At 45.1% G+C, this 18,079-nt stretch carries 19 protein-coding genes; all 19 read left to right on the forward strand.

All coding sequences use genetic code 11. From position 1 onward, the window contains the following. Positions 1–139 precede the first annotated feature (139 nt). The 19 genes from BXO87_RS16020 to BXO87_RS16110 all read left to right on the forward strand — a co-directional run bounded on the left by BXO87_RS16020 (position 140) and on the right by BXO87_RS16110 (position 18,042). Entirely contained in the window at positions 140–1,390 is a 1,251-nt protein-coding gene (locus BXO87_RS16020) for a phage portal protein (RefSeq protein ID WP_024085419.1), read from the forward strand. Continuing rightward, a complete protein-coding gene (locus BXO87_RS16025) occupies positions 1,380–2,006 on the forward strand; it encodes an HK97 family phage prohead protease (protein WP_024085418.1) in 627 nt (208 codons plus the stop codon). The genes BXO87_RS16020 and BXO87_RS16025 overlap by 11 nt, the downstream gene beginning before the upstream one ends. Before the next feature lie 39 nt (positions 2,007–2,045). Next, positions 2,046–3,248 (forward strand): phage major capsid protein, encoded by a 1,203-nt coding sequence (locus tag BXO87_RS16030; RefSeq protein WP_038458274.1) that lies wholly within the window; start codon positions 2,046–2,048, stop codon positions 3,246–3,248. Positions 3,249–3,262: 14 nt separating this feature from the next. Continuing rightward, positions 3,263–3,571, forward strand: coding sequence for a hypothetical protein (locus BXO87_RS16035; protein WP_038458271.1), 309 nt, complete (start codon positions 3,263–3,265; stop codon positions 3,569–3,571). A 27-nt stretch (positions 3,572–3,598) separates the two neighbouring features. Continuing rightward, positions 3,599–4,144 carry a collagen-like domain-containing protein gene (locus tag BXO87_RS16040; protein WP_024085415.1) on the forward strand — a complete coding sequence of 182 codons (546 nt, stop codon included), beginning with the start codon at positions 3,599–3,601 and terminating at the stop codon, positions 4,142–4,144. A 14-nt stretch (positions 4,145–4,158) separates the two neighbouring features. Next, the gene (locus tag BXO87_RS16045; protein ID WP_024085414.1) at positions 4,159–4,506 is read left to right on the forward strand and encodes a head-tail connector protein; all 348 of its coding nucleotides are present in this window, start codon (positions 4,159–4,161) and stop codon (positions 4,504–4,506) included. Beyond that, positions 4,439–4,798, forward strand: a complete 360-nt coding sequence (locus BXO87_RS16050; protein ID WP_032858691.1) for a phage head closure protein — start codon at positions 4,439–4,441, stop codon at positions 4,796–4,798. The genes BXO87_RS16045 and BXO87_RS16050 overlap by 68 nt, the downstream gene beginning before the upstream one ends. Continuing rightward, positions 4,791–5,174 (forward strand): HK97-gp10 family putative phage morphogenesis protein, encoded by a 384-nt coding sequence (locus BXO87_RS16055; protein ID WP_024085412.1) that lies wholly within the window; start codon positions 4,791–4,793, stop codon positions 5,172–5,174. Before BXO87_RS16050 ends, BXO87_RS16055 begins: the two co-directional genes overlap by 8 nt. Next, entirely contained in the window at positions 5,171–5,551 is a 381-nt protein-coding gene (gene gp17, locus BXO87_RS16060) for a tail completion protein gp17 (protein ID WP_024085411.1), read from the forward strand. Before BXO87_RS16055 ends, gp17 begins: the two co-directional genes overlap by 4 nt. Next, positions 5,552–6,154, forward strand: a complete 603-nt coding sequence (locus tag BXO87_RS16065; protein ID WP_038458268.1) for a major tail protein — start codon at positions 5,552–5,554, stop codon at positions 6,152–6,154. It begins immediately after the preceding gene. Between the two features lie 51 nt (positions 6,155–6,205). After that, complete coding sequence (gpG, locus tag BXO87_RS16070; RefSeq protein WP_015968224.1) at positions 6,206–6,544, forward strand: phage tail assembly chaperone G; 339 nt, start codon at positions 6,206–6,208, stop codon at positions 6,542–6,544. A gap of 200 nt (positions 6,545–6,744) precedes the next feature. Beyond that, positions 6,745–10,620 carry a phage tail tape measure protein gene (locus tag BXO87_RS16075; protein WP_038458265.1) on the forward strand — a complete coding sequence of 1,292 codons (3,876 nt, stop codon included), beginning with the start codon at positions 6,745–6,747 and terminating at the stop codon, positions 10,618–10,620. Next, positions 10,620–11,459 (forward strand): phage tail domain-containing protein, encoded by an 840-nt coding sequence (locus BXO87_RS16080; protein WP_024085408.1) that lies wholly within the window; start codon positions 10,620–10,622, stop codon positions 11,457–11,459. The genes BXO87_RS16075 and BXO87_RS16080 overlap by 1 nt, the downstream gene beginning before the upstream one ends. Before the next feature lie 11 nt (positions 11,460–11,470). Then, positions 11,471–13,174 (forward strand): phage tail spike protein, encoded by a 1,704-nt coding sequence (locus tag BXO87_RS16085; RefSeq protein ID WP_024085407.1) that lies wholly within the window; start codon positions 11,471–11,473, stop codon positions 13,172–13,174. Between the two features lie 108 nt (positions 13,175–13,282). After that, entirely contained in the window at positions 13,283–15,775 is a 2,493-nt protein-coding gene (locus tag BXO87_RS16090; RefSeq protein WP_236824408.1) for a peptidase G2 autoproteolytic cleavage domain-containing protein, read from the forward strand. A gap of 16 nt (positions 15,776–15,791) precedes the next feature. Beyond that, positions 15,792–17,024 carry a phage baseplate upper protein gene (locus BXO87_RS16095; RefSeq protein WP_038458260.1) on the forward strand — a complete coding sequence of 411 codons (1,233 nt, stop codon included), beginning with the start codon at positions 15,792–15,794 and terminating at the stop codon, positions 17,022–17,024. Then, positions 17,021–17,383 (forward strand): hypothetical protein, encoded by a 363-nt coding sequence (locus BXO87_RS16100; RefSeq protein WP_015968232.1) that lies wholly within the window; start codon positions 17,021–17,023, stop codon positions 17,381–17,383. Before BXO87_RS16095 ends, BXO87_RS16100 begins: the two co-directional genes overlap by 4 nt. Further along, positions 17,380–17,568 carry an XkdX family protein gene (locus BXO87_RS16105; protein WP_038458253.1) on the forward strand — a complete coding sequence of 63 codons (189 nt, stop codon included), beginning with the start codon at positions 17,380–17,382 and terminating at the stop codon, positions 17,566–17,568. The genes BXO87_RS16100 and BXO87_RS16105 overlap by 4 nt, the downstream gene beginning before the upstream one ends. A 51-nt stretch (positions 17,569–17,619) precedes the next feature. After that, positions 17,620–18,042, forward strand: coding sequence for a phage holin family protein (locus BXO87_RS16110; protein ID WP_024085403.1), 423 nt, complete (start codon positions 17,620–17,622; stop codon positions 18,040–18,042). Positions 18,043–18,079: the final 37 nt, after the last annotated feature.

The raw sequence follows: 18,079 nt of genomic DNA on the forward strand, positions 1-18,079 counted from the left end.
ATGATCTGCTGTTTATGGCGGGAGCCGCCTTTATTCTGACAGCTGTCTATAGATGGAGCACAAACATCGGTCTTATTCTGACGGGTGTCTTTTTAATGTTTTATGCGTACCTCATATCAAAGAAAGCGAGGTGATATAAATGCTGCTTGAACGAATGTTTGAGAAACGTTCTGGCTCGTCAGATCATGAAGATGGTTTTAACAACATTTTATTAAATATGTTCGGCGGCCGGAAAACAGCAAGCGGTGAGAGAGTGAGTGAAAGCAACTCACTTGTGCAGCCGGACATATTTGCATGTGTCAATGTATTATCGGATGACATTGCCAAACTGCCGATTCACACATATAAAAGAACGGACAGCGGCATAGAGCGGAAACCCGAGCACATGTCCGCGCATGCTGTTTATGCTCGGCCGAATCCTTACATGACAGCCTTCACGTGGAAAAAGCTCATGATGACTCATGTTCTGACTTGGGGGAATGCATATTCCTATATTCAATTCGGACCACATGGTTACCCGGAAGCGCTCTTTCCCTTGCGCCCTGATTACACGAATGCTTACGTTCATCCGACAACAGGCATGCTGTGGTATCAAACTGTGATAAACGGGACAGCCGTTGAATTATACGACTACGAAGTACTGCATTTTAAAGGGCTTTCGACTGACGGAATACATGGTAAATCACCTATTGGCGTTGTGCGGGAGCATATCGGGGCGCAAGCGGCTGCCACAAAGTATAACGCCAAACTGTACAAGAACGAGGCAACTCCTCGGGGGATATTGAAAGTTCCGGCGTTCCTGGATGAAAAACCAAAAGAGAACGTGCGCAAAGAGTGGAAACGGGTGAATCAAGGTGAAAATATCGCCATTATAGATAACGGACTGGAATATCAATCTATTTCCATGCCTCTGCAAGAAGCTCAATTTGTTGAGTCTATGAAGTTTAACAAAGCACAGATTTCCATGATTTATAAAGTGCCGTTGCATAAGCTGAACGAATTAGATAAAGCGACATTTTCAAATATTGAGCATCAGTCCATTGAATATGTCAGAAACACGCTGCAGCCGTGGATTGTGAATTTTGAACAAGAACTAAACGTTAAATTGTTCTTAGATCACGATCAGAAAAGCGGCCATTACGTGAAATTCAATATAGATAGCGAGCTGCGCGGCGACAGTAAGACGCAAGCGGAGTATTTGAAAACACTTCATGAAACAGGAGTGCTGAATAAAGACGAAATCAGAGAATTACTTGAGCGCAACCCTATTGAAAACGGCGACAAATATATCTCCAGCTTAAACTATGTGTTCCTCGATTTTGTGGAAGAATATCAGCGGCTTAAAGCTGGCGGCGCCATGAAGGGGGGTGACAACAAGAATGAAGGATAAAGAGGTTCGGCATTTGACGACGCCGATTGAGTTACGTTCCGAAGGTGAGGGGCAGAGTGAATATATCGAAGGGTACGCTCTCAAATTCGAAAAATGGTCAGAACGTTTGGGATGGTTTAAAGAGATAATCAGCAGAACGGCCCTTGACTCAGCTGACATGTCTAACGTCATCGCCCTTTTTAATCATAAGCAAGATTTTCCCTTAGCGAGAAATACCGTTTCCGAGGATACTGGCCGTCTTGAATTAGAAATAGACGGGATAGGCCTCAAATTCCGATTTAAGCCCTCAGACACGTCATATGCGCGTGATTTAATAAAGAATGTCCGGAGCGGTGTGATCAATCAATGCTCTTTTGCTTTTTCACTTGATTATGGGGATGCTGAGGCAGATGAATGGCGTATCAATGAAGATGAGGACATTTACGAGCGACGAATTAATAAAATCAATCGTATTTTTGACATTTCGCTCGTTACTACGCCTGCTTACAGCGATACTGAGGCGGTTGTAGGTGCCCGCAGTTTAGAAAAGGTTGAGCAGCTGAAAGAAAGACGTAATTCATCAGATGAAGCGTTAAAAATGGAATTGGAACTATTAGACCTTGTACTCCCGGAGTAAGGTCTTTTTTAGTTCAGAAAACAAGGAGGAAATGATTTTATGCCAATGCAAATGAGCAAGAAAGAAATCGCATTAAGACAACAGTTTACTGAAAAGAAGCAGCAAGCAGATAAGGCGCTGCAGGAGGGCAATACCGATGAAGCGCGTGCATTGCTTGATGAAGTGAAACAGCTTAAAAATCAAATCGAATTGATGACCGAGGGACGTTCACTTGATGTCCCGGATTTACCGGGCGGTGTAAACTTTGTGCCCGAACAAGAGCGCAACCCAGAGGGCAGGGCCGGCGATACAGGGGCAAAAGAAGAACGACAAAAAATGTTCACTCAAGCTTTCATGAAATCCCTCCGCGGCAAACGCTTAACGGAGGAAGAGCGCGATCTGTTTGAAAGTGAAGAGTTTCGTGCGATGTCCGGTAAAAATGAAGAAGACGGCGGCATTTTAATTCCGGAAGATATTTCGAGAACGATCAAGGAATTGAAACGGGAACAAGAGCAACAGCTTGAACAATATGTAACAGTTGAGCCAGTTGCGACCCGTTCAGGTACACGTATGCTTGAGAAAAACAGTGACATGACGCCGTTTGCCGTCTTAGAAGAAATGGACGAAATTGCAGAGACAGATCAACCGAGGTTTACCAAGCTTTCTTACAAAATTACTGATTATGCGGGCATCCTGCCTTTATCGAATACACTTTTACAAGATACCGACCAGGCTATTATGTCTTATGTCGCCAGATGGTTTGTAAAGAAATCAATCACAACGCGGAATGCTTTAATTCTTTCAATCCTTGATTCTTTGAAAAAGGTTCAATTCAAAGGCCTGGATAACATTAAGAAGACACTTAACGTAACCCTTGATCCTGCTATCTCTGCCGGAGCTATTATCATGACGAACCAAGACGGATTTGATTACCTTGATCAACTGAAAGACGGAGATGGAAAGTATCTCTTGAAGGATATTCCAAGTGAACCAACAAACAAAATGCTGTTCGGCCGCCGTGTCGTGGTTATTTCAAATAAAGTCCTAAAGACAGTCTCTGGAAAAGCACCAATGATTATTGGTGACTTGAAGGAGGCTATCGTTTTATTTGACCGCCAGCAGCAATCTATTGCTTCTACTGACGTGGGAGCTGGCGCCTTTGAAACGAACACAACAAAAGTACGTGCTATCGAGCGCGAGGACGTAAGGCTGTGGGATTCAGAAGCCGTTGTATATGGTCAATTAACACTTGATGACGCGTAAAAGGAGGGGGCACCATGCGTATACCAAAAAACTACACCGCCGACGGGGGAAATCGTACCGTCATCGGCGGTATTTTAGAAATTGCCGGGGGCAAGGTCATTAAAGATGGACAAGAGGTCAGTTTAGGCGGCAACCAATCTGAACCAGGACCCGGAAGCGTAACCAATGAAATGTTGGCGGATAAGTCGGTCCGCAGCAGGAATATCGGCACCGGCAGTGTAATGGAAGAACACTTAAATTCATCTGTTTTAGATCGTCTCAAGGCTATAGAAGATAAATTGAAAGAGCTTGCCGGTTCTCAGTCTGACGGAAAAACGGAATAAAAAATAAAAGGAAAAGGATGATTACAGATGGCTGAAGATTATTTATATGAAAGTAATGGAATCAAAACTTCATCTGAAAAAGGAAAAGACGGCAAGGCGATAACGCCGGTCTATCTCAAAGAAAACAGCGAAGAAAATCCGCTTTTTGTAAAAGGACTGCAGGGTGAAAAAGGTGAGAAAGGAGACAAAGGCGATACCGGTAAACAAGGTCCTCAAGGAGAACCGGGGGAACCCGGCCCGCAAGGACCAAAAGGCGATAAGGGGGAACCCGGGGAACAGGGACCACAAGGTGAACCGGGACCGGCCGGACCAAAGGGAGATACTGGCGAGCAAGGCCCGCAAGGTGAGAAAGGAGACAAGGGTGATCCGGCCGTTATTGAAGAAAGCAGCATTACGTATGAAATGCTTGCAGAAAAATCCGTCCGGAGTAAAAACATCGGAACTGGCAGCGTGATGCCGGAGCATCTAAACAGCGAAATTACAAAAGTGCTTGATGAATTGAAACAAAAAATGAATAACCTTGAAAGTGACCTGGCTGCTTTGAAAGGAACCGAAGAAGAACCGACAGAATAGGCGGTGTGTCCTGAATGGATTTAGAGGCTATTAAAAACTATTTAAAGGTCGAGCATGAAGAGGATGATCGCCAGCTCTTGAATCAAATAGCGGCGGCCAAAAGTCATATCATCAATGGAATAGGCCGGTATATTGAAGGGCACCCGCAATTTGAGCTGGTACTTCAAATGCTTGTTGAACATTGGTATGAAAACAAAGGGATATATGAGTCTGGGAAAACCGGCTCGTCTATCCCTTTTACTGCTGAAAATATATTGACGCAGCTGCGTTATGTATCTGTGGAGGAACTAGAAAATGAGAAAAAAGATCAGCCAACTCCGGCACCGTCTGACCTTTCAAAAGAAAACCGAGACACAGGATGAAGAAGGTAACTGGAATGCAACCTATGTGGACTTATTCACGGTCTGGGGAGCTGTGGAGGGGGCTGGTTCTCTTGGGAATAGCGAATCTATGATTGCCGGAGCATTGGGAGTCAAGACCCCCAAAAAAATCACGGTGCGTTACCGGAAGGATATAAAACCGAATATGCGGATTGTTAAGCGCGTTCCTAAAGAAAAGACGGAACGCGTTTTTGATATTTTGGACACTAACGATCCGGATGATCAAGGGGAAGAGCTTGAGATTCTTTGTCAGGAGGTGGGAATCAATGGCTGATATGAGCTTTGACGGCATAGATGATCTAACGCAGTATTTTGAAAAAATCGGCGGAGACATCGAAAAGGTGGAACCCGTAGCGCTAAAGGCCGGCGGTGAAATTATCGCTGAACGGCAACGCTCCCATGTTAACCGGAGTGATAAAAAACAACCTCATATGCAGGACAACATCACAGTCTCCAATGTCAGAGAATCCAAGGACGGAGTGAGGTTTGTGGCTGTTGGTCCGAATAAAAAGGTAGCGTATCGCGGGAGTTTCTTGGAGTGGGGAACTTCAAAAATGCCGCCGCAACCGTTCATAGAAAAAGGCGGGAAAGAAGGGGAGGGGCCTGCTGTGGAATTAATGGAGCGAATACTTACAGCGCCGATCAAATGACCTACTCTCCTAAAATTGAATTGGTGAGCACACTTAATTCCAGTGCCTTATTAAAAGGCCTGGCATCTGGCGGAATTCATAACCTCGGTGCGAATGATGTCAGCGCATTTCCAAGAGTAGTTTTTTCAGAGATTCAAGACGCTGATGAGGACTTTGCAGACAACAAGGCCTATTCGTTTGAGGTGCGTTATCAGATCAGCATATTCACTCAAGCGAGCACCCGCGGCAAAGAAACAACGATTGCTGCCGAAATAGACAGGCTTATGCGGGGAATCGGCTACAGCCGGTATGATTCTCAAGATTTATACGAAACAGACACAAAGGTCTTTCATAAGGCCAGACGTTATAAAAAAACCTATTATCAGGAGGTAAATTAGATGGGGAAAGTATTATCCGGCTTGGATATGTTTCATATCGCCGAAGTATTGAAAGACACGAAAGATGAACTTGAATTTTCGGTTCCAGATGAATTGCCAGGCGCAGTTAGTATGAAACTTGATCCGAAATCTGAAACAGAAACCTTCTATGCAGATAACGGTGCGTTTGCACAGTTAAGCAGCTTAGGAGACATTGACGGGGAAATGGAAGTTGCGGATTTACCCCTTGATATGCAGGCGAAAATTTTCGGGAAAACAGTTGAAGGTGGTATTCATTTCTCTAGTGCAGATGACAGGACTCTTGAAATTGCATTGGGTTTCCGCGCCAAAATCTCAACGGGTGGATACCGTTATTATTGGGCCTTGAAAGGAAAACCAGAATTAGTACCTGTTGAACATAAAACAGAGGAAGGAAAACCTTCTCCTCAACCTACCCAAGTCAAAATAAAATTCAGCCCGTTAACAAATTTGAAAAAAGGAAAGAAAAGATGGGAAGCAAAGGCGGAAGAGGGCAACGGAATCAACGCCGAAACATGGTTTAAACAAGTTGTCTATAAGGACATCACAAAAGAGGAACCGCCTGTCGTTGATGTTGGTAAATAATTCATTGAGCGCCTAAGAGCGCTCTTTTTATATGGAAAAGGAGGAACTTACATGGAAGCATTGTCTATTACACTTCGGCTTGATGGCAAAGATAAAAAATTTGTTACACCTGACCATATTACAGGTTTATTGTTCCGGAAGGCTGCAAAAATTACTGATGATTTTGAATCCCAAGATTCTGAACGTCTTTTTACTGATGAACAAATTGAATTCGTCTGTAATACCTTTGGCCAGAAATTCACGCCTGATGAGTTTGAAGAAGGGATTGACGCCCGGTTAGCAGGAAGGACAATTTTTGCTGCTGCACAGTATGTGTTGGGGAACATTGCAGATGCAACGGCTCTTTTAAGTAGCGGAGAAATTTCCAATGGTGAAGAGCCGGGGGAGTAAGTCTGTCTGAGTCAGTCCTTGATATGTACAACGCCCTTGAGGAAATAGGATATACGCAGAATCAAATTGACGAAATGGACATTGTCTATCATCTGAAAAGACTGGCTCGGAGAAAATCACAAGAGAAGGCACGAACGAAGGCAAAAAACAATGATGAACCTATGTATATTGATCAAATTCTCGGATAAGGAGGTGCCCGATTGAGCAAAGACATAAAGGTCAGGCTGTATTCGAATTCATCTGAGTTTAAAAAAGAAATGAGCGCCTGTGCTGTTCAAATGAAAAATTTGAAGTCGGAATTTGAAAAAAACCGTACGGCAGTGGGTGTGTGGGGAAACGAATTAAAAACTGCTCAAGTAACCGAAAAAACATTAACACAACAATTGGAAACACATAAACGCAGAGTAAAGGCGCTTGAGAGAGCTTACGCAGACGCGGCTATAAAAAAAGGGAAAGACATAAAAGAAACGCAAACCCTCGCCCGCCGTTTAAATAATGCTACTGCCGCAATGAATAAGACGCAAAACGCGCTAAATAGTACGACTCAGAGGATAAAAGCGTTAGAGGAGGCAGCGAAAAGAGCTTCCTCCCGCGTTCGGATCATGGGCGAACGAATGGATTCAATTGGCGGAAAAATGCGTTCCGTTGGTTCGTCAGTAGCTATGACATCGGGCATCGCCTTTGGTGCGTTGGCTCTGTCCCTACGTGATGCTGTTCAGGTCGGTATTGACTTTGAAAAGCAAATGAGTAAGGTCCAGGCCATTTCCGGCGGATCGGCGGCAGAAATCGCGAAATTGAGAGAGCAAGCAAAAGAACTCGGTGCAACCACTGTCTTTACAGCAAGTCAGGCAGCGGATGCACAGGGTTTTTTGGCAATGGCCGGATTTAAGGTTAATGACATTTATGATGCAATGCCCGGGATGCTCAGTCTGGCGGCAGCCGGCCAACTGGAATTAGGTGCAGCCGCGGATATTACATCAAATATCATGTCTGCCTTTGCTCTAAAAGCAAAAGAGTCAGGACACGCCTCGGACGTCATTGCTTACGCCGCAGCCAACGCAAACACCAACGTCGAACAGATGGGCGAAGCCATGAAGTTTTTGGCGCCGAACGCTAATTCTCTTGGTTGGGGAATGGAAGAATCAGCGGCCGCCATTATGGCTTTTGGTGACGCAGGTCTGCAAGGTTCAATTGCAGGGCAGGCTTTTGGTACATCCTTGATCCGTCTCGCTTCGCCAACGGGGAAGGCTTCGAAGCTTGTCAAAAAATTAGGTTTTGATTTCTTCGATGCAGCCGGAAACATGAAAAGCATGCCGGAAGTCGTTGAGGAAATGGAAAAAGGTCTGAAAGGCATGACCAAAGAGCAACAAGCGGCCGCATTAAAAACGATTGTGGGCGCTGAAGCATATAAACATTGGGCTGTCCTTCTTCAAAAAGGTTCAAAGGCTCTGGGGGATAATACCAAGGCGCTTGAAAAATCAGATGGAGCCGCCAAAAAGATGGCGGATACGATGCTGGATAATGCACACGGAAGCATAGTAGCTTTTCAGTCAGCACTTGAAGGGGCAAAAATCAAACTGACGGAAAGCCTTTTGCCTGCCCTGGGCGATTTAGCAAACAAGGGCAGCGACTTGATTATGATGTTTAATAATCTGGATTCCGGCACCGTGCAAACCATAGCGAAAACAGCCGTTCTGGCAACAGGTGTATTAGGGGTTACGACAGCTGTCGCCACCCTTACAGCTGGAATAGGAGCGCTTTTGGCGTTTACCGGTCCTGTCGGCCTTGCGATTGTGGGAGGCACAGCGTTGCTTGGCGGTATTTCGGTTGCTACTTACGCTTACACTGAGCAATTGAAGAACCAGAAAAAGCAGCAAGAAGAGGCGCGGGAATCCGCCTTGCTTTACGGCGATGGCGTTTCTAAAGCAACACAAAAATCTGCTTCCGCCTATGTGGATTTAAGGGAAAAGGCAGAACTGCAGCTGTTTGAATTGACGCGGGTATCTGGTTCAGAAGCTCAAAAGATGTCAGCTAAATTAGTTGAAACATATGCCAGCATGCGCGACCAGTTGATACAAGAACTTGAAGGACTTAAAAAGGATGCTCTGGTTGTCTTAAAAGGGCTATACGCGGACACCGATGAGAAAACAAAAAAAGCCGGCGAAAAGATGACTGACAAGATGGTTGGCGCAATTGATAAAGATATGCAAGAGGCTAGAAATAAACTGAAACAGTTAAATGCTCTACAAAAAGAGACGGGCCTCGTCACTTCCAACATGAATGCCTCACAAAAGAAGCAATTCAATGACATTGTTTCCTATTTTGAATTGTCTACAAGTAAATTTGCGGCCAATCAAAAAGAAGCATTAGCAATGCAAAAAGTAGTAACGGATCAGCAAGGACAGCTTTCATTTAAACAAGCTCAGAAGTACAACAACGACATTAAAAAAGTCTATGACGATGGTAAACAAGCCGCCAAGAAAGACATGGAATACAGAAATGATGTTATTGAGAAGTTATTTGCGCAGGGATATATAGAGGCTGAACAAAGAAGATCATTACTGAGCAAAAGCACAGCTGACTATAATACAGCTTTAACCAAAAATACCGATGTCTACGAAAAAAACTCGAGAGCCTTGTTTTCTAAAATGTCGAGAGATGGGAAACTCCTTGATTTAGAAACAGGAAAGGCTCTTGAGAGACAAACGGAGTTTACTACTAACTCTATGGGAATAGCGTCGCAAGCTGAAGAACAGGAGGCCGCATATCAAGAACGATGGGCGGCACGGCAAATAGACTATCTTCAAAAATTAGGGCAGTCCAAAGAAAAAGCGATTGAGACAACCCAACAGGCTTTAGAAGAGTTTTACCAAGGTATGGGGATGACCAAAGAACAAGCCCGTGAAGAAGCAAGTCAGATGGTTGCCAATGTTGAAGGGGAATTAGATAAGCCGACAAGCGCCAGCCAATCAGGGAAGAAGGTTGCTGAGGATTTTTCTGCCGGTTTGAAGCAGTCCACACCAGCAGTGATTGGTGGGGGAACGGTCTTACAGCAAGCCCTTAACAATTCGCTTTCCGCAGATAATGCCACGCCCGCACAGGCCGGACAAAATAAAGGAAATGCCTTTCGTACAGGTATCAATTCTACAAAGCCCGGTAATGCACAAGCGGGGGCGTCTATACTCCAATCTGCTTTAAGCGAGATGAGGAAAGGCGGCGGGCAAGCAAATGCAGCAGGACAAAACAAAGGAAATAAGCATAAAGCTGGTTTAACGTCTACCAAAGGCGCCAATACATCTGCGGCCGGCTCTCTTAGCTCATCGGTAACGAGCAATTTAGCCAAAACCTCAGACGGCGGAGGCGGTAAAAAGGCCGGAACTGAATTAGCCAGCGGCGTTCTTAGCAAAAAAGGCTCAGCAAACAGCGCCGGAAAAAGTGTTGCAAACAGCGCAAAAACAGGGCTGAAAAGCGTTAAGACACAAGGTGTCGGTACCGATTTTGTTACTGGCTTTATAAATGGAATGGGATCAAAAAACAGCTCTCTCTTCAGTGCGGCATGGAATCTGGGGAAATCCGCCTTGCGGACCTTAAAAAAGTCAATTGACTCTCATTCTCCCTCCAAACTAACAAAAGCGGAAGGAAACAACTTTTCTGATGGGTTTGCGTTAGGGATAGAGGACAAGGCCAAAAACGTAAAACAAAGCGCTGCTTTTATGGCACAGAACGCGATGACCTCGTTTAAGCAGGAATTAAATCAGATGGCTTTCAACATAAAGGGGGCTGCTGATCAGCTCATTTCAATGAAGTCGGAGCTTACTGTTCGGAATGAAGTTGACACGCCTGCCTTAAACCAAAAACTCGACGCTCTAATCACACTTCTGTCACAGCAACAGTCTGGCGGGGCAGGCCAGGCCGCGATACCTCAGCAGCCTATTATCATCCATCCGGCTGCGGTGCATATGGACGGCCAACAAATTGCGACGATCGCTTTTGAAAAAGGAGATGGCAGGATACTTGACCAGAAAGCTGCAGACCGATACAACCAGAATGCCTATAAAGGCGGTGTCAGATCATAATGCTAGATTTATATATTGATTTTAATAACGGTATGGGAGAACAAAGCTTATCACGCATTCTCCCTCGTTTTAAGGTGCGCAGCTTCACGCCTGACTCACCGAATATTGAACGAGAAACATCATCACTTCAGAGGATAAATGGTTTAGTGCCAACGCAGCACCCTCGGGACGTTGTTTACAAAGAGAGAAGCATCAAGGTTGAATTTTTAATTGATTCCATCATTCCCGAAACCTTTTATCAAAACCGGCATGAACTATATTCATTGTTAGTGCAGCCGTTTCCTTATTATATTTCGACGGACCTTCTGCCTAACCGTCGATTTCTTGTTACGTGTGACGGGAATTTTTCTATCCCTAAGGACAAACAGAAAAATCATGCCACATTTACAGTGGATTTCACGGACATTCTGGGGCTTGCCGAGTCGAAATATACCTCTTCTACCATCCAGAATTTCAATGGAGAGCACTGGAGTCCCGGCATGGGAATCCTTCGGAGAGATGATCTTGAATATCATTTCAAGAACCAAAAACGATTCAGCGTTTACAACCCCGGCGGCGCCGCGGTCAACACTTTGCAGCATGATTATAACGTCTTTCTGTGGGCCAAAGGGACAAACGTAACCATTGCGAACCAAACGAACGGGGAAAAATTGAAAATTGAGCAGGAGCTTAAACGCCCGCAAAAAGTCACATTCATCAGGCAGTATACTGTAATCGGGGATAAGCGTCTGAAAACATCCGGCCGTCTGCCGACACTGGATGTAGGATGGAACGATTTTGAAATTATAAACTCAAATGACTTTGAAATTTTATTTGATACTCGTTTTTATTATAAGTAAGGAGGGATGACATGGCTGCGGCTGACTTTATTAAAAGCCTGGTACCCGGGGCGCAAAAGGTACGGAAAAAATATAATGTCCTTGCCAGCCTTGTCATTGCTCAAGGCTGTCTGGAAAGTGGGTTCGGCACGAGCGGCCTTTCCAAACAAGCTTTCAATTTGTTTGGGATAAAAGGGACCTATAACGGAAAATACGTGTTGATGTGGACCAGCGAGCAGGACAAATACGGAAATGTTGAGAGGGTACAAGCTAAATTCAGAAAGTACCCTTCATACGCTGAGAGTTTGGCCGATCTGGGAAGCTTATATAATCGTCTTGATCGGTATAAAGCAGTGGTAGGGGAAACGGATTATAAAAAAGCATGCCGAGCCGTTCAAAAAGCTGGCTATGCAACAGACATCAACTATGCTAATAAATTAATTACCATGATTGAACAGTATAAGTTGATGCAATATGACGATGCGTCAGAATTGCCGAACGAGCCTGATGATCCAGAATCCCCGGAGACCCCGGAAGAGGAACCGAGCTTTCCGAGTAAAGAATACGCGGGTAACGACATCCCTCTTAATAAAAAATTGCCGTCAGATGTGGACTTTCCTCAGCTGCATGTTTCCACGAAAGACGGAAATGACGTTGTGGAAGTAACAGGCGTGATCGTTGATCTTACAGACGATACTACCGGAAAAAAGAGCTTTACCTTTACAATTACCAAAACAGAGAGCAATGCGACTGAATTCGATTTACTGGTCAACGACAATATTCTTTACATTGACGAAAGAAGATTCAAACAACAAAAATACTATATTACAGATGTAGACTTGAAGCAGGCTAAAAACGTCCTGACAAAAACAATCACGGCCAATCATATATTTACCGTTTTACTTGCTGAGAATCGAGTGGATGATACAGTAACGAAGAAATTGACCGTAAAAGAGGCCTTTGACATTGCGTTAAAAGGTACTGATTTTTCATATGTGCTGGAAGAGCCACAAAGCAAATTCGCCACCGCCGAAGAAGAGAATTTTGGTGATAAAAACTCTACCGAATTAATAGATCAGCTCATAAATGATTATGAGTTAGAGCTTGACGTGGATAATTATAAAATTCATGTCTATAAGAAAATGGGGAAAGAGATCCCTTTCACATTTGACTCTCGTTATAATATGCCGGGCATCAGTATCAAAACCAACTCGCAAAACTGTTCTACTCGTGCATGGGGATACGGCGCGATGTCTAAAGACAGTAAGAGCAATGACAAAAAACCGAAATACGTATTTGAGCCAATCTTGTATATCCATCCAGAGGAAAAGAAATTCCTGCGGGAAGGTAAGCCGAAGTGGGCCGACCCGATCAGAGACGAAACTATAAAAAAGTCGGGCAGCATGGTTTCTGCGCTGAAAAAACATGTGAATCCATACCCAGAAACAGTTGTAAGTGTAGATTATCAATATGTATACGAACCAAAATTGCTCAAAATTGAAAAGCCGTTCTGGAAAGGCGATACAGTCCACATTTTAGCCGACACAGCAGACGGAACGACTTATGAGGATGATGTGCGGCTCTTAACGATCCAATACAATCCGCTAAATCCATACAGCAGCCCGAAGCTGACTTTTGCCAATTTCAGAAAAGATATACAAGATATCGCGGTGAATCAAGCGAAGAAGCTGAGAGAACAAAAACGATATATTGATCAAATACTGACAGCGCTTTGATAGGCGTTTTTTATTTTGTCGAAAAGGAGAGTGAATACAGTGTTGAGGTTGAAAAAAAATTATGATACCACTAGAAACTCTCGTTATGAGGATGAGCTATCTGGTGATATGGAAGCTATCGAGAGTAGCATAAACGGGCTTGAAAGTGAAATTACACGTCATAAGAAAGCTACTACGGCACATACATCTGAGCAAATTGATCACGGAGGCTTTTCCTTACGAACTTATATTGACGGCCTCTATAATCGGGTGCGCAATCTCATTCTTAATGCCGATGGAACAAATGTAAAAGAAGTAGTGGACGCCCGTGTTAATGCTGATGGGGAAATTGCCCCATTGCTGAAAGAGCGTCTCGATAAGGAATATAACAAACTTCTGCGTAAAATCACCAGAAACGTTAACGTAGACGACTACGGGGCCGACCCTACCGGGGAGACAGACAGCACAGAAGCATTCAAAAGAGCGATCGGAAACGGAAAGGTGCGGCTCAATCTATCAGCCGGCGAATATGTCATAAGGGGCATCAAGCTGCCGTCATGGACGTATTTGATCGGCCAGGGCATGGGCGTCACCACTCTAAAGCTGCACGAGGACACGCCGGCCAGTGAGTGGGTTGTCACAAATGCTGATCATGCGAAAGGTAACCGGAATATCGTAGTGGAGGGTATGTCGCTTGACTGGAACCCTGATCGCCAGGGCGGCGTAAGTGCAACCGGTGGTGTACATTCAAGCTGTCTGCTTTTTGCGCAAGTAAAGTTTGGCATTGCACGTGGTGTTGAAGGCATTAATCCCGGCTTACATTGTTTTGATGTATCAGCGCCTTCTTATGACATCACAGCAAAAGATTACACGGCAACGGGGAGCAAATATATTTGGATCGACAAGTGTGTCGGCTCGGGGTATGGTGACGACGGCATTACGACCCATTACAGCGAGTATGTTTTCATCACAAACAATGTGATGACGAATCCGCGTGGCACTGCACACCGTAAAGGCGGAGCCAATTCAAATGGAATTGAAGTGGACGACGGCTCTAAGCATGTCTGGGTTATAGATAATTATACGGAGGGGAATGTGCGGGGCGTAGAGGTAAAAGCTCATAAGGAATGGCCGGCACCGAGTGACGTTCACATTCGCGGTCATGAATCATTTCGTGACGTTCGCTCATTTGATTTACGGCATATTGATCACCATCTTGTAAAAGACCCTTGGAGCGAGACGGCTCGTGATGTGACGTTAGTAGACTGCACATCCCGTGAACCCGTCTATAATTCGCTTTATGAAGGATTAGCTCCGAAAGCCCTTGTCGTTTCGGCGTACCAGCGTGTTCAGATAATCGGTTTTAAAGCGATTGGCGATCCAACATATGACTACAAAGACGGGTCGATCATTGCCTTCCAGTATAAGAGCAGGAAGATAACAGTAAATAACTTGCATATAACCGGATTTAAAAAGGCTGATTGTGACATTTATATTACCGGAGGCGATCAGATGACCGATGATGTATTTATTTCTGATTTTGTTATCCATGATTCCGCAAGAACCGGCATCGCGATAGGGGGCGGCGTGCGTAATGTCAACTTGTTAAATGGCCTTCTACATGTAGCAAGCGGAACGGCCGGCATCACCTCTCCGAACACTCAGACCAATATTTTTCTTGTCAGAGCTTACGGTTATAAAGATGCGGCTGTCCTTGCTGGAGAAAAGCATTCAGTCGTTCCGAATAACGTCAAGGGAGGATTTCGAGCAGCTTCCGGCTCGGGCCATGCACTTACGAAATACAGTGCGATTATTGCGTGTACGGGGCCGACGTACGCGAAAGGTGAGCGCAACCTGCTTGCAGGGAACGCCGGCGGCTCTTCCTCAGAAGGCTCACGCAACGGTGTCATGTTTTCATACGATTCTCATACAACAGGAGACGGGCCGTCCTCGGGTGTCATGTTCTCCAAGGCCACTAAGAACAGCAAATCTTACACAATGGTTTTAGGCCATGGAAACGGTAAAGCCTCCGAAGCCAACAAAAAAATTGAATTTAACGCAAAGGGCGGAACAGTCAAGGCCACGGGCGCAATAGAAAGCGTATCGAATTTAAAAGACTTGGCGGAGTATTTTGAATCAGCTGACGGAGCAAAGATAGAGGCGTCTTATCTTGTAGCGTTAGAGGGCGACAAAATCCGAAAAGCGCAAGAAGGCGACAAGATACTCGGCGTCGTTTCCAAGACTGCCGGCGTTGTGCTTGGCGGAGCTGCCTTCTATTGGAATGAGCGTTTTCTTCGTGATGAATTTGGCGGCATTATCTACCGGGAAGTATTTGACGGTGACGACATCATTACGATTCCAGCTGAGAACCCGAACTATGATCCGGAAGCTGAGTACAAGCCACGAGAGGAACGAGACGAGTGGCATATTATTGGATTGATTGGTCAAGTGTTCGTGCGCGTTGATGATACCGTTAACGTCGGTGACAGTGTTTCAGCAGTTGACGGCATCGCGACAAAGGCGGAAAGCGGCGGATACGGAACCGTGATGAGATTTGAATCCCCGTACGATGCGGAAAAAGGGTACGGTATGGCGCAAATGATGGTTACACCGCAGCACTAAGGAGGGATAAGCGACGATGTATAAAACGGGCAGCGTGCCGATCAACATTAATACAAATCCAATCAATGGCCGGAGTACAAATATACAATTTATGACGCAAGACACGGGCAGCGCAAAGCTGTTTTTTTCTTTTACAAAGGATGGTGTACCGTTGCCTCTGTCAGCCGTAGATGCAAAAATTGTCTTACTGTATGATGATGGATCGTTTTATAAAAAGAGCCTCACCATCACTGACAAGGTAAACGGCACAGCGGAATATGTGTTGTCCAATGCAGAACTCAAGCATTACGGAACGGTTAAGGCGGAAATCAAACTATATTACACGAACGGCCAAGCGCTGGCGACTTCATTTTTTACTTTCTCTATCGCCAAAACGTTAGAGGATCAGAACATCGTTCCGACAGCTGATTATTACATTGATGATTTTGAAACGCTGAGAGACGGGATAAACCACATCGTCGAAGAAATCAGTCAGACTGTCGAGGAATTACAGAAGAAATTTGCCGATCTGGAAGCTATTGAAACGAAAGAGGGCGCGCAGAAAAAAGCGGATGCTGCAGAGGAAAAGGCCAAGGCTTATACAAATGAACATGCGAATAATGAAGAAAAGCATATTGCGGCTGCCGAAAGAAAGGCGTGGAATGCCAAGGAAACCCCCTCCGGCGCGCAAAAGAAAGTAGACGCCCATGCGAACGATCAAGAAAAGCATGTTTCTGCAGCTGATCGGAAAGCTTGGGACAGTAAGGAAACAGAAGACGGAGCGCGAGATAAAGTCAATATCCATGCAAGTAACACGGACATTCACGTTACGGCCGAAGATCAAGCTTATTGGGATGACATGACCCGGCAGTTCAAAGCGCATAACTACAATCAAGAAAGGCATATATCTGCAGCCGAGCGGAAGACATGGAACGGAGCTGTCACATATGCCAATATCATGCTGAAGAACGGAGCCGCAGCAGGGACGCGGACACCGATGTATGCAAAGTGGGGGTCATTTTTAATCTTACGGGGGCATGTGAAAACAGACGCCGAAATCATATTCGGCTCCATCCCCGCGGCATACGCGCCCGCTGGCGGTTCCGTTATAACAGTGCCGTTAAGTGGTACAGGCGGCACAGCAAATTTGATCATTTATGATGATGGAGACTTGAAAATAAAATACCCGGACCCGGCGGACTCAAGTAAGATGGGCGGAGGCTACTATCTGGATGTGGTCGTGGGCTTTCAGGAAGGAGGGACAGCATGATTCAGGTTTATGAGTACGATGAAAATTTCATTTTGACCAAACCCGTTCCGATTGAGCCTGATGAAGAAGGAAACTATACAATTCCTGATAATTGCACAATCATCCAGCCTCCTTCTTTTATAAAGGCGATGTATCATCCAGCTGAGAAGATATGGACGGAGGCGGCCACAGAGGAAGAGAAAAAATCCTTGGAAAAGCAAATTGAAAGCGGACGCGTTCCTTCTCCCGTCGATGAATTGAAAGCTCAGAATGCGGCCGTTACAACGCAGCTTGCGGAAGCACAGAGCCTGGCCGAGTCACAAGCGCAAATGATTGCAAATCTTTATCTAATGCTGGCGGAGGGAGGGAAAGGGGTATGATGGATTGGTTTAAAAGCGTTAAAACCATCTACGGATGGGGACCGCAGTATTACAGTAATGCAGACGTGGCCCGTTTTGTTGAGTGGGGAAGAATTACAGAAGATGAATACAAACAAATAACCGGCTTGACCTATCCGATGACAAAACAACCTGTCAGTGTGGATTTAGGCGGCGCCGCAAACTGATCAACACCCGGAGAGGTGTTTTTTATTTTGCCTCGAAGGAGGTGATAACAATTGGAGGGAATATACGTGTGGATGAATTTTGAGAGCTTACAGATCGCAAGAGCATATCTTTTTGGGGAGGTGAAATATCTTGATTTAATGCTGGTGCTGAACATCATTGACATCATTACCGGTGTGATAAAGGCATGGAAATTCAAGGAGCTTCGGAGCCGTAGCGCATGGTTCGGCTATGTGCGTAAGATGCTTAGTTTTCTTGTGGTTATCGTGGCGAATGCTATTGATACGATTATGGATCTGAACGGCGTCCTGACCTTTGCGACCGTTCTTTTTTATATTGCAAATGAGGGCCTTTCCATCACAGAGAATTTAGCGCAGATCGGTGTTAAAATTCCGGCCGTCATCACTGACCGGCTTCACGTGATTGAAAGCGACAACGATCAGAAAACAGAAAAAGAGGAAAAAGCTGCTGAGTAAATTCAGCGGCTTATTTTATTACTCAAAAGGAGACGAT

It is taken from the genome of Bacillus sp. GZB, from assembly GCF_001975995.1.
Classification (GTDB): Bacteria; Bacillota; Bacilli; order Bacillales; family Bacillaceae; genus Bacillus; species Bacillus velezensis.

What these genes read in the sequence shown, in the direction of transcription:
- BXO87_RS16020 (WP_024085419.1), top strand. Translation starts at nt 140, where the DNA reads ATGCTGCTTGAACGAATGTTTGAGAAACGTTCTGGCTCGTCAGATCAT.
- BXO87_RS16025 (WP_024085418.1), top strand. Translation starts at nt 1,380, where the DNA reads ATGAAGGATAAAGAGGTTCGGCATTTGACGACGCCGATTGAGTTACGT.
- BXO87_RS16030 (WP_038458274.1), top strand. Translation starts at nt 2,046, where the DNA reads ATGCCAATGCAAATGAGCAAGAAAGAAATCGCATTAAGACAACAGTTT.
- BXO87_RS16035 (WP_038458271.1), top strand. Translation starts at nt 3,263, where the DNA reads ATGCGTATACCAAAAAACTACACCGCCGACGGGGGAAATCGTACCGTC.
- BXO87_RS16040 (WP_024085415.1), top strand. Translation starts at nt 3,599, where the DNA reads ATGGCTGAAGATTATTTATATGAAAGTAATGGAATCAAAACTTCATCT.
- BXO87_RS16045 (WP_024085414.1), top strand. Translation starts at nt 4,159, where the DNA reads ATGGATTTAGAGGCTATTAAAAACTATTTAAAGGTCGAGCATGAAGAG.
- BXO87_RS16050 (WP_032858691.1), top strand. Translation starts at nt 4,439, where the DNA reads ATGAGAAAAAAGATCAGCCAACTCCGGCACCGTCTGACCTTTCAAAAG.
- BXO87_RS16055 (WP_024085412.1), top strand. Translation starts at nt 4,791, where the DNA reads ATGGCTGATATGAGCTTTGACGGCATAGATGATCTAACGCAGTATTTT.
- gp17 (WP_024085411.1), top strand. Translation starts at nt 5,171, where the DNA reads ATGACCTACTCTCCTAAAATTGAATTGGTGAGCACACTTAATTCCAGT.
- BXO87_RS16065 (WP_038458268.1), top strand. Translation starts at nt 5,552, where the DNA reads ATGGGGAAAGTATTATCCGGCTTGGATATGTTTCATATCGCCGAAGTA.
- gpG (WP_015968224.1), top strand. Translation starts at nt 6,206, where the DNA reads ATGGAAGCATTGTCTATTACACTTCGGCTTGATGGCAAAGATAAAAAA.
- BXO87_RS16080 (WP_024085408.1), top strand. Translation starts at nt 10,620, where the DNA reads ATGCTAGATTTATATATTGATTTTAATAACGGTATGGGAGAACAAAGC.
- BXO87_RS16085 (WP_024085407.1), top strand. Translation starts at nt 11,471, where the DNA reads ATGGCTGCGGCTGACTTTATTAAAAGCCTGGTACCCGGGGCGCAAAAG.
- BXO87_RS16090 (WP_236824408.1), top strand. Translation starts at nt 13,283, where the DNA reads ATGGAAGCTATCGAGAGTAGCATAAACGGGCTTGAAAGTGAAATTACA.
- BXO87_RS16095 (WP_038458260.1), top strand. Translation starts at nt 15,792, where the DNA reads ATGTATAAAACGGGCAGCGTGCCGATCAACATTAATACAAATCCAATC.
- BXO87_RS16100 (WP_015968232.1), top strand. Translation starts at nt 17,021, where the DNA reads ATGATTCAGGTTTATGAGTACGATGAAAATTTCATTTTGACCAAACCC.
- BXO87_RS16105 (WP_038458253.1), top strand. Translation starts at nt 17,380, where the DNA reads ATGATGGATTGGTTTAAAAGCGTTAAAACCATCTACGGATGGGGACCG.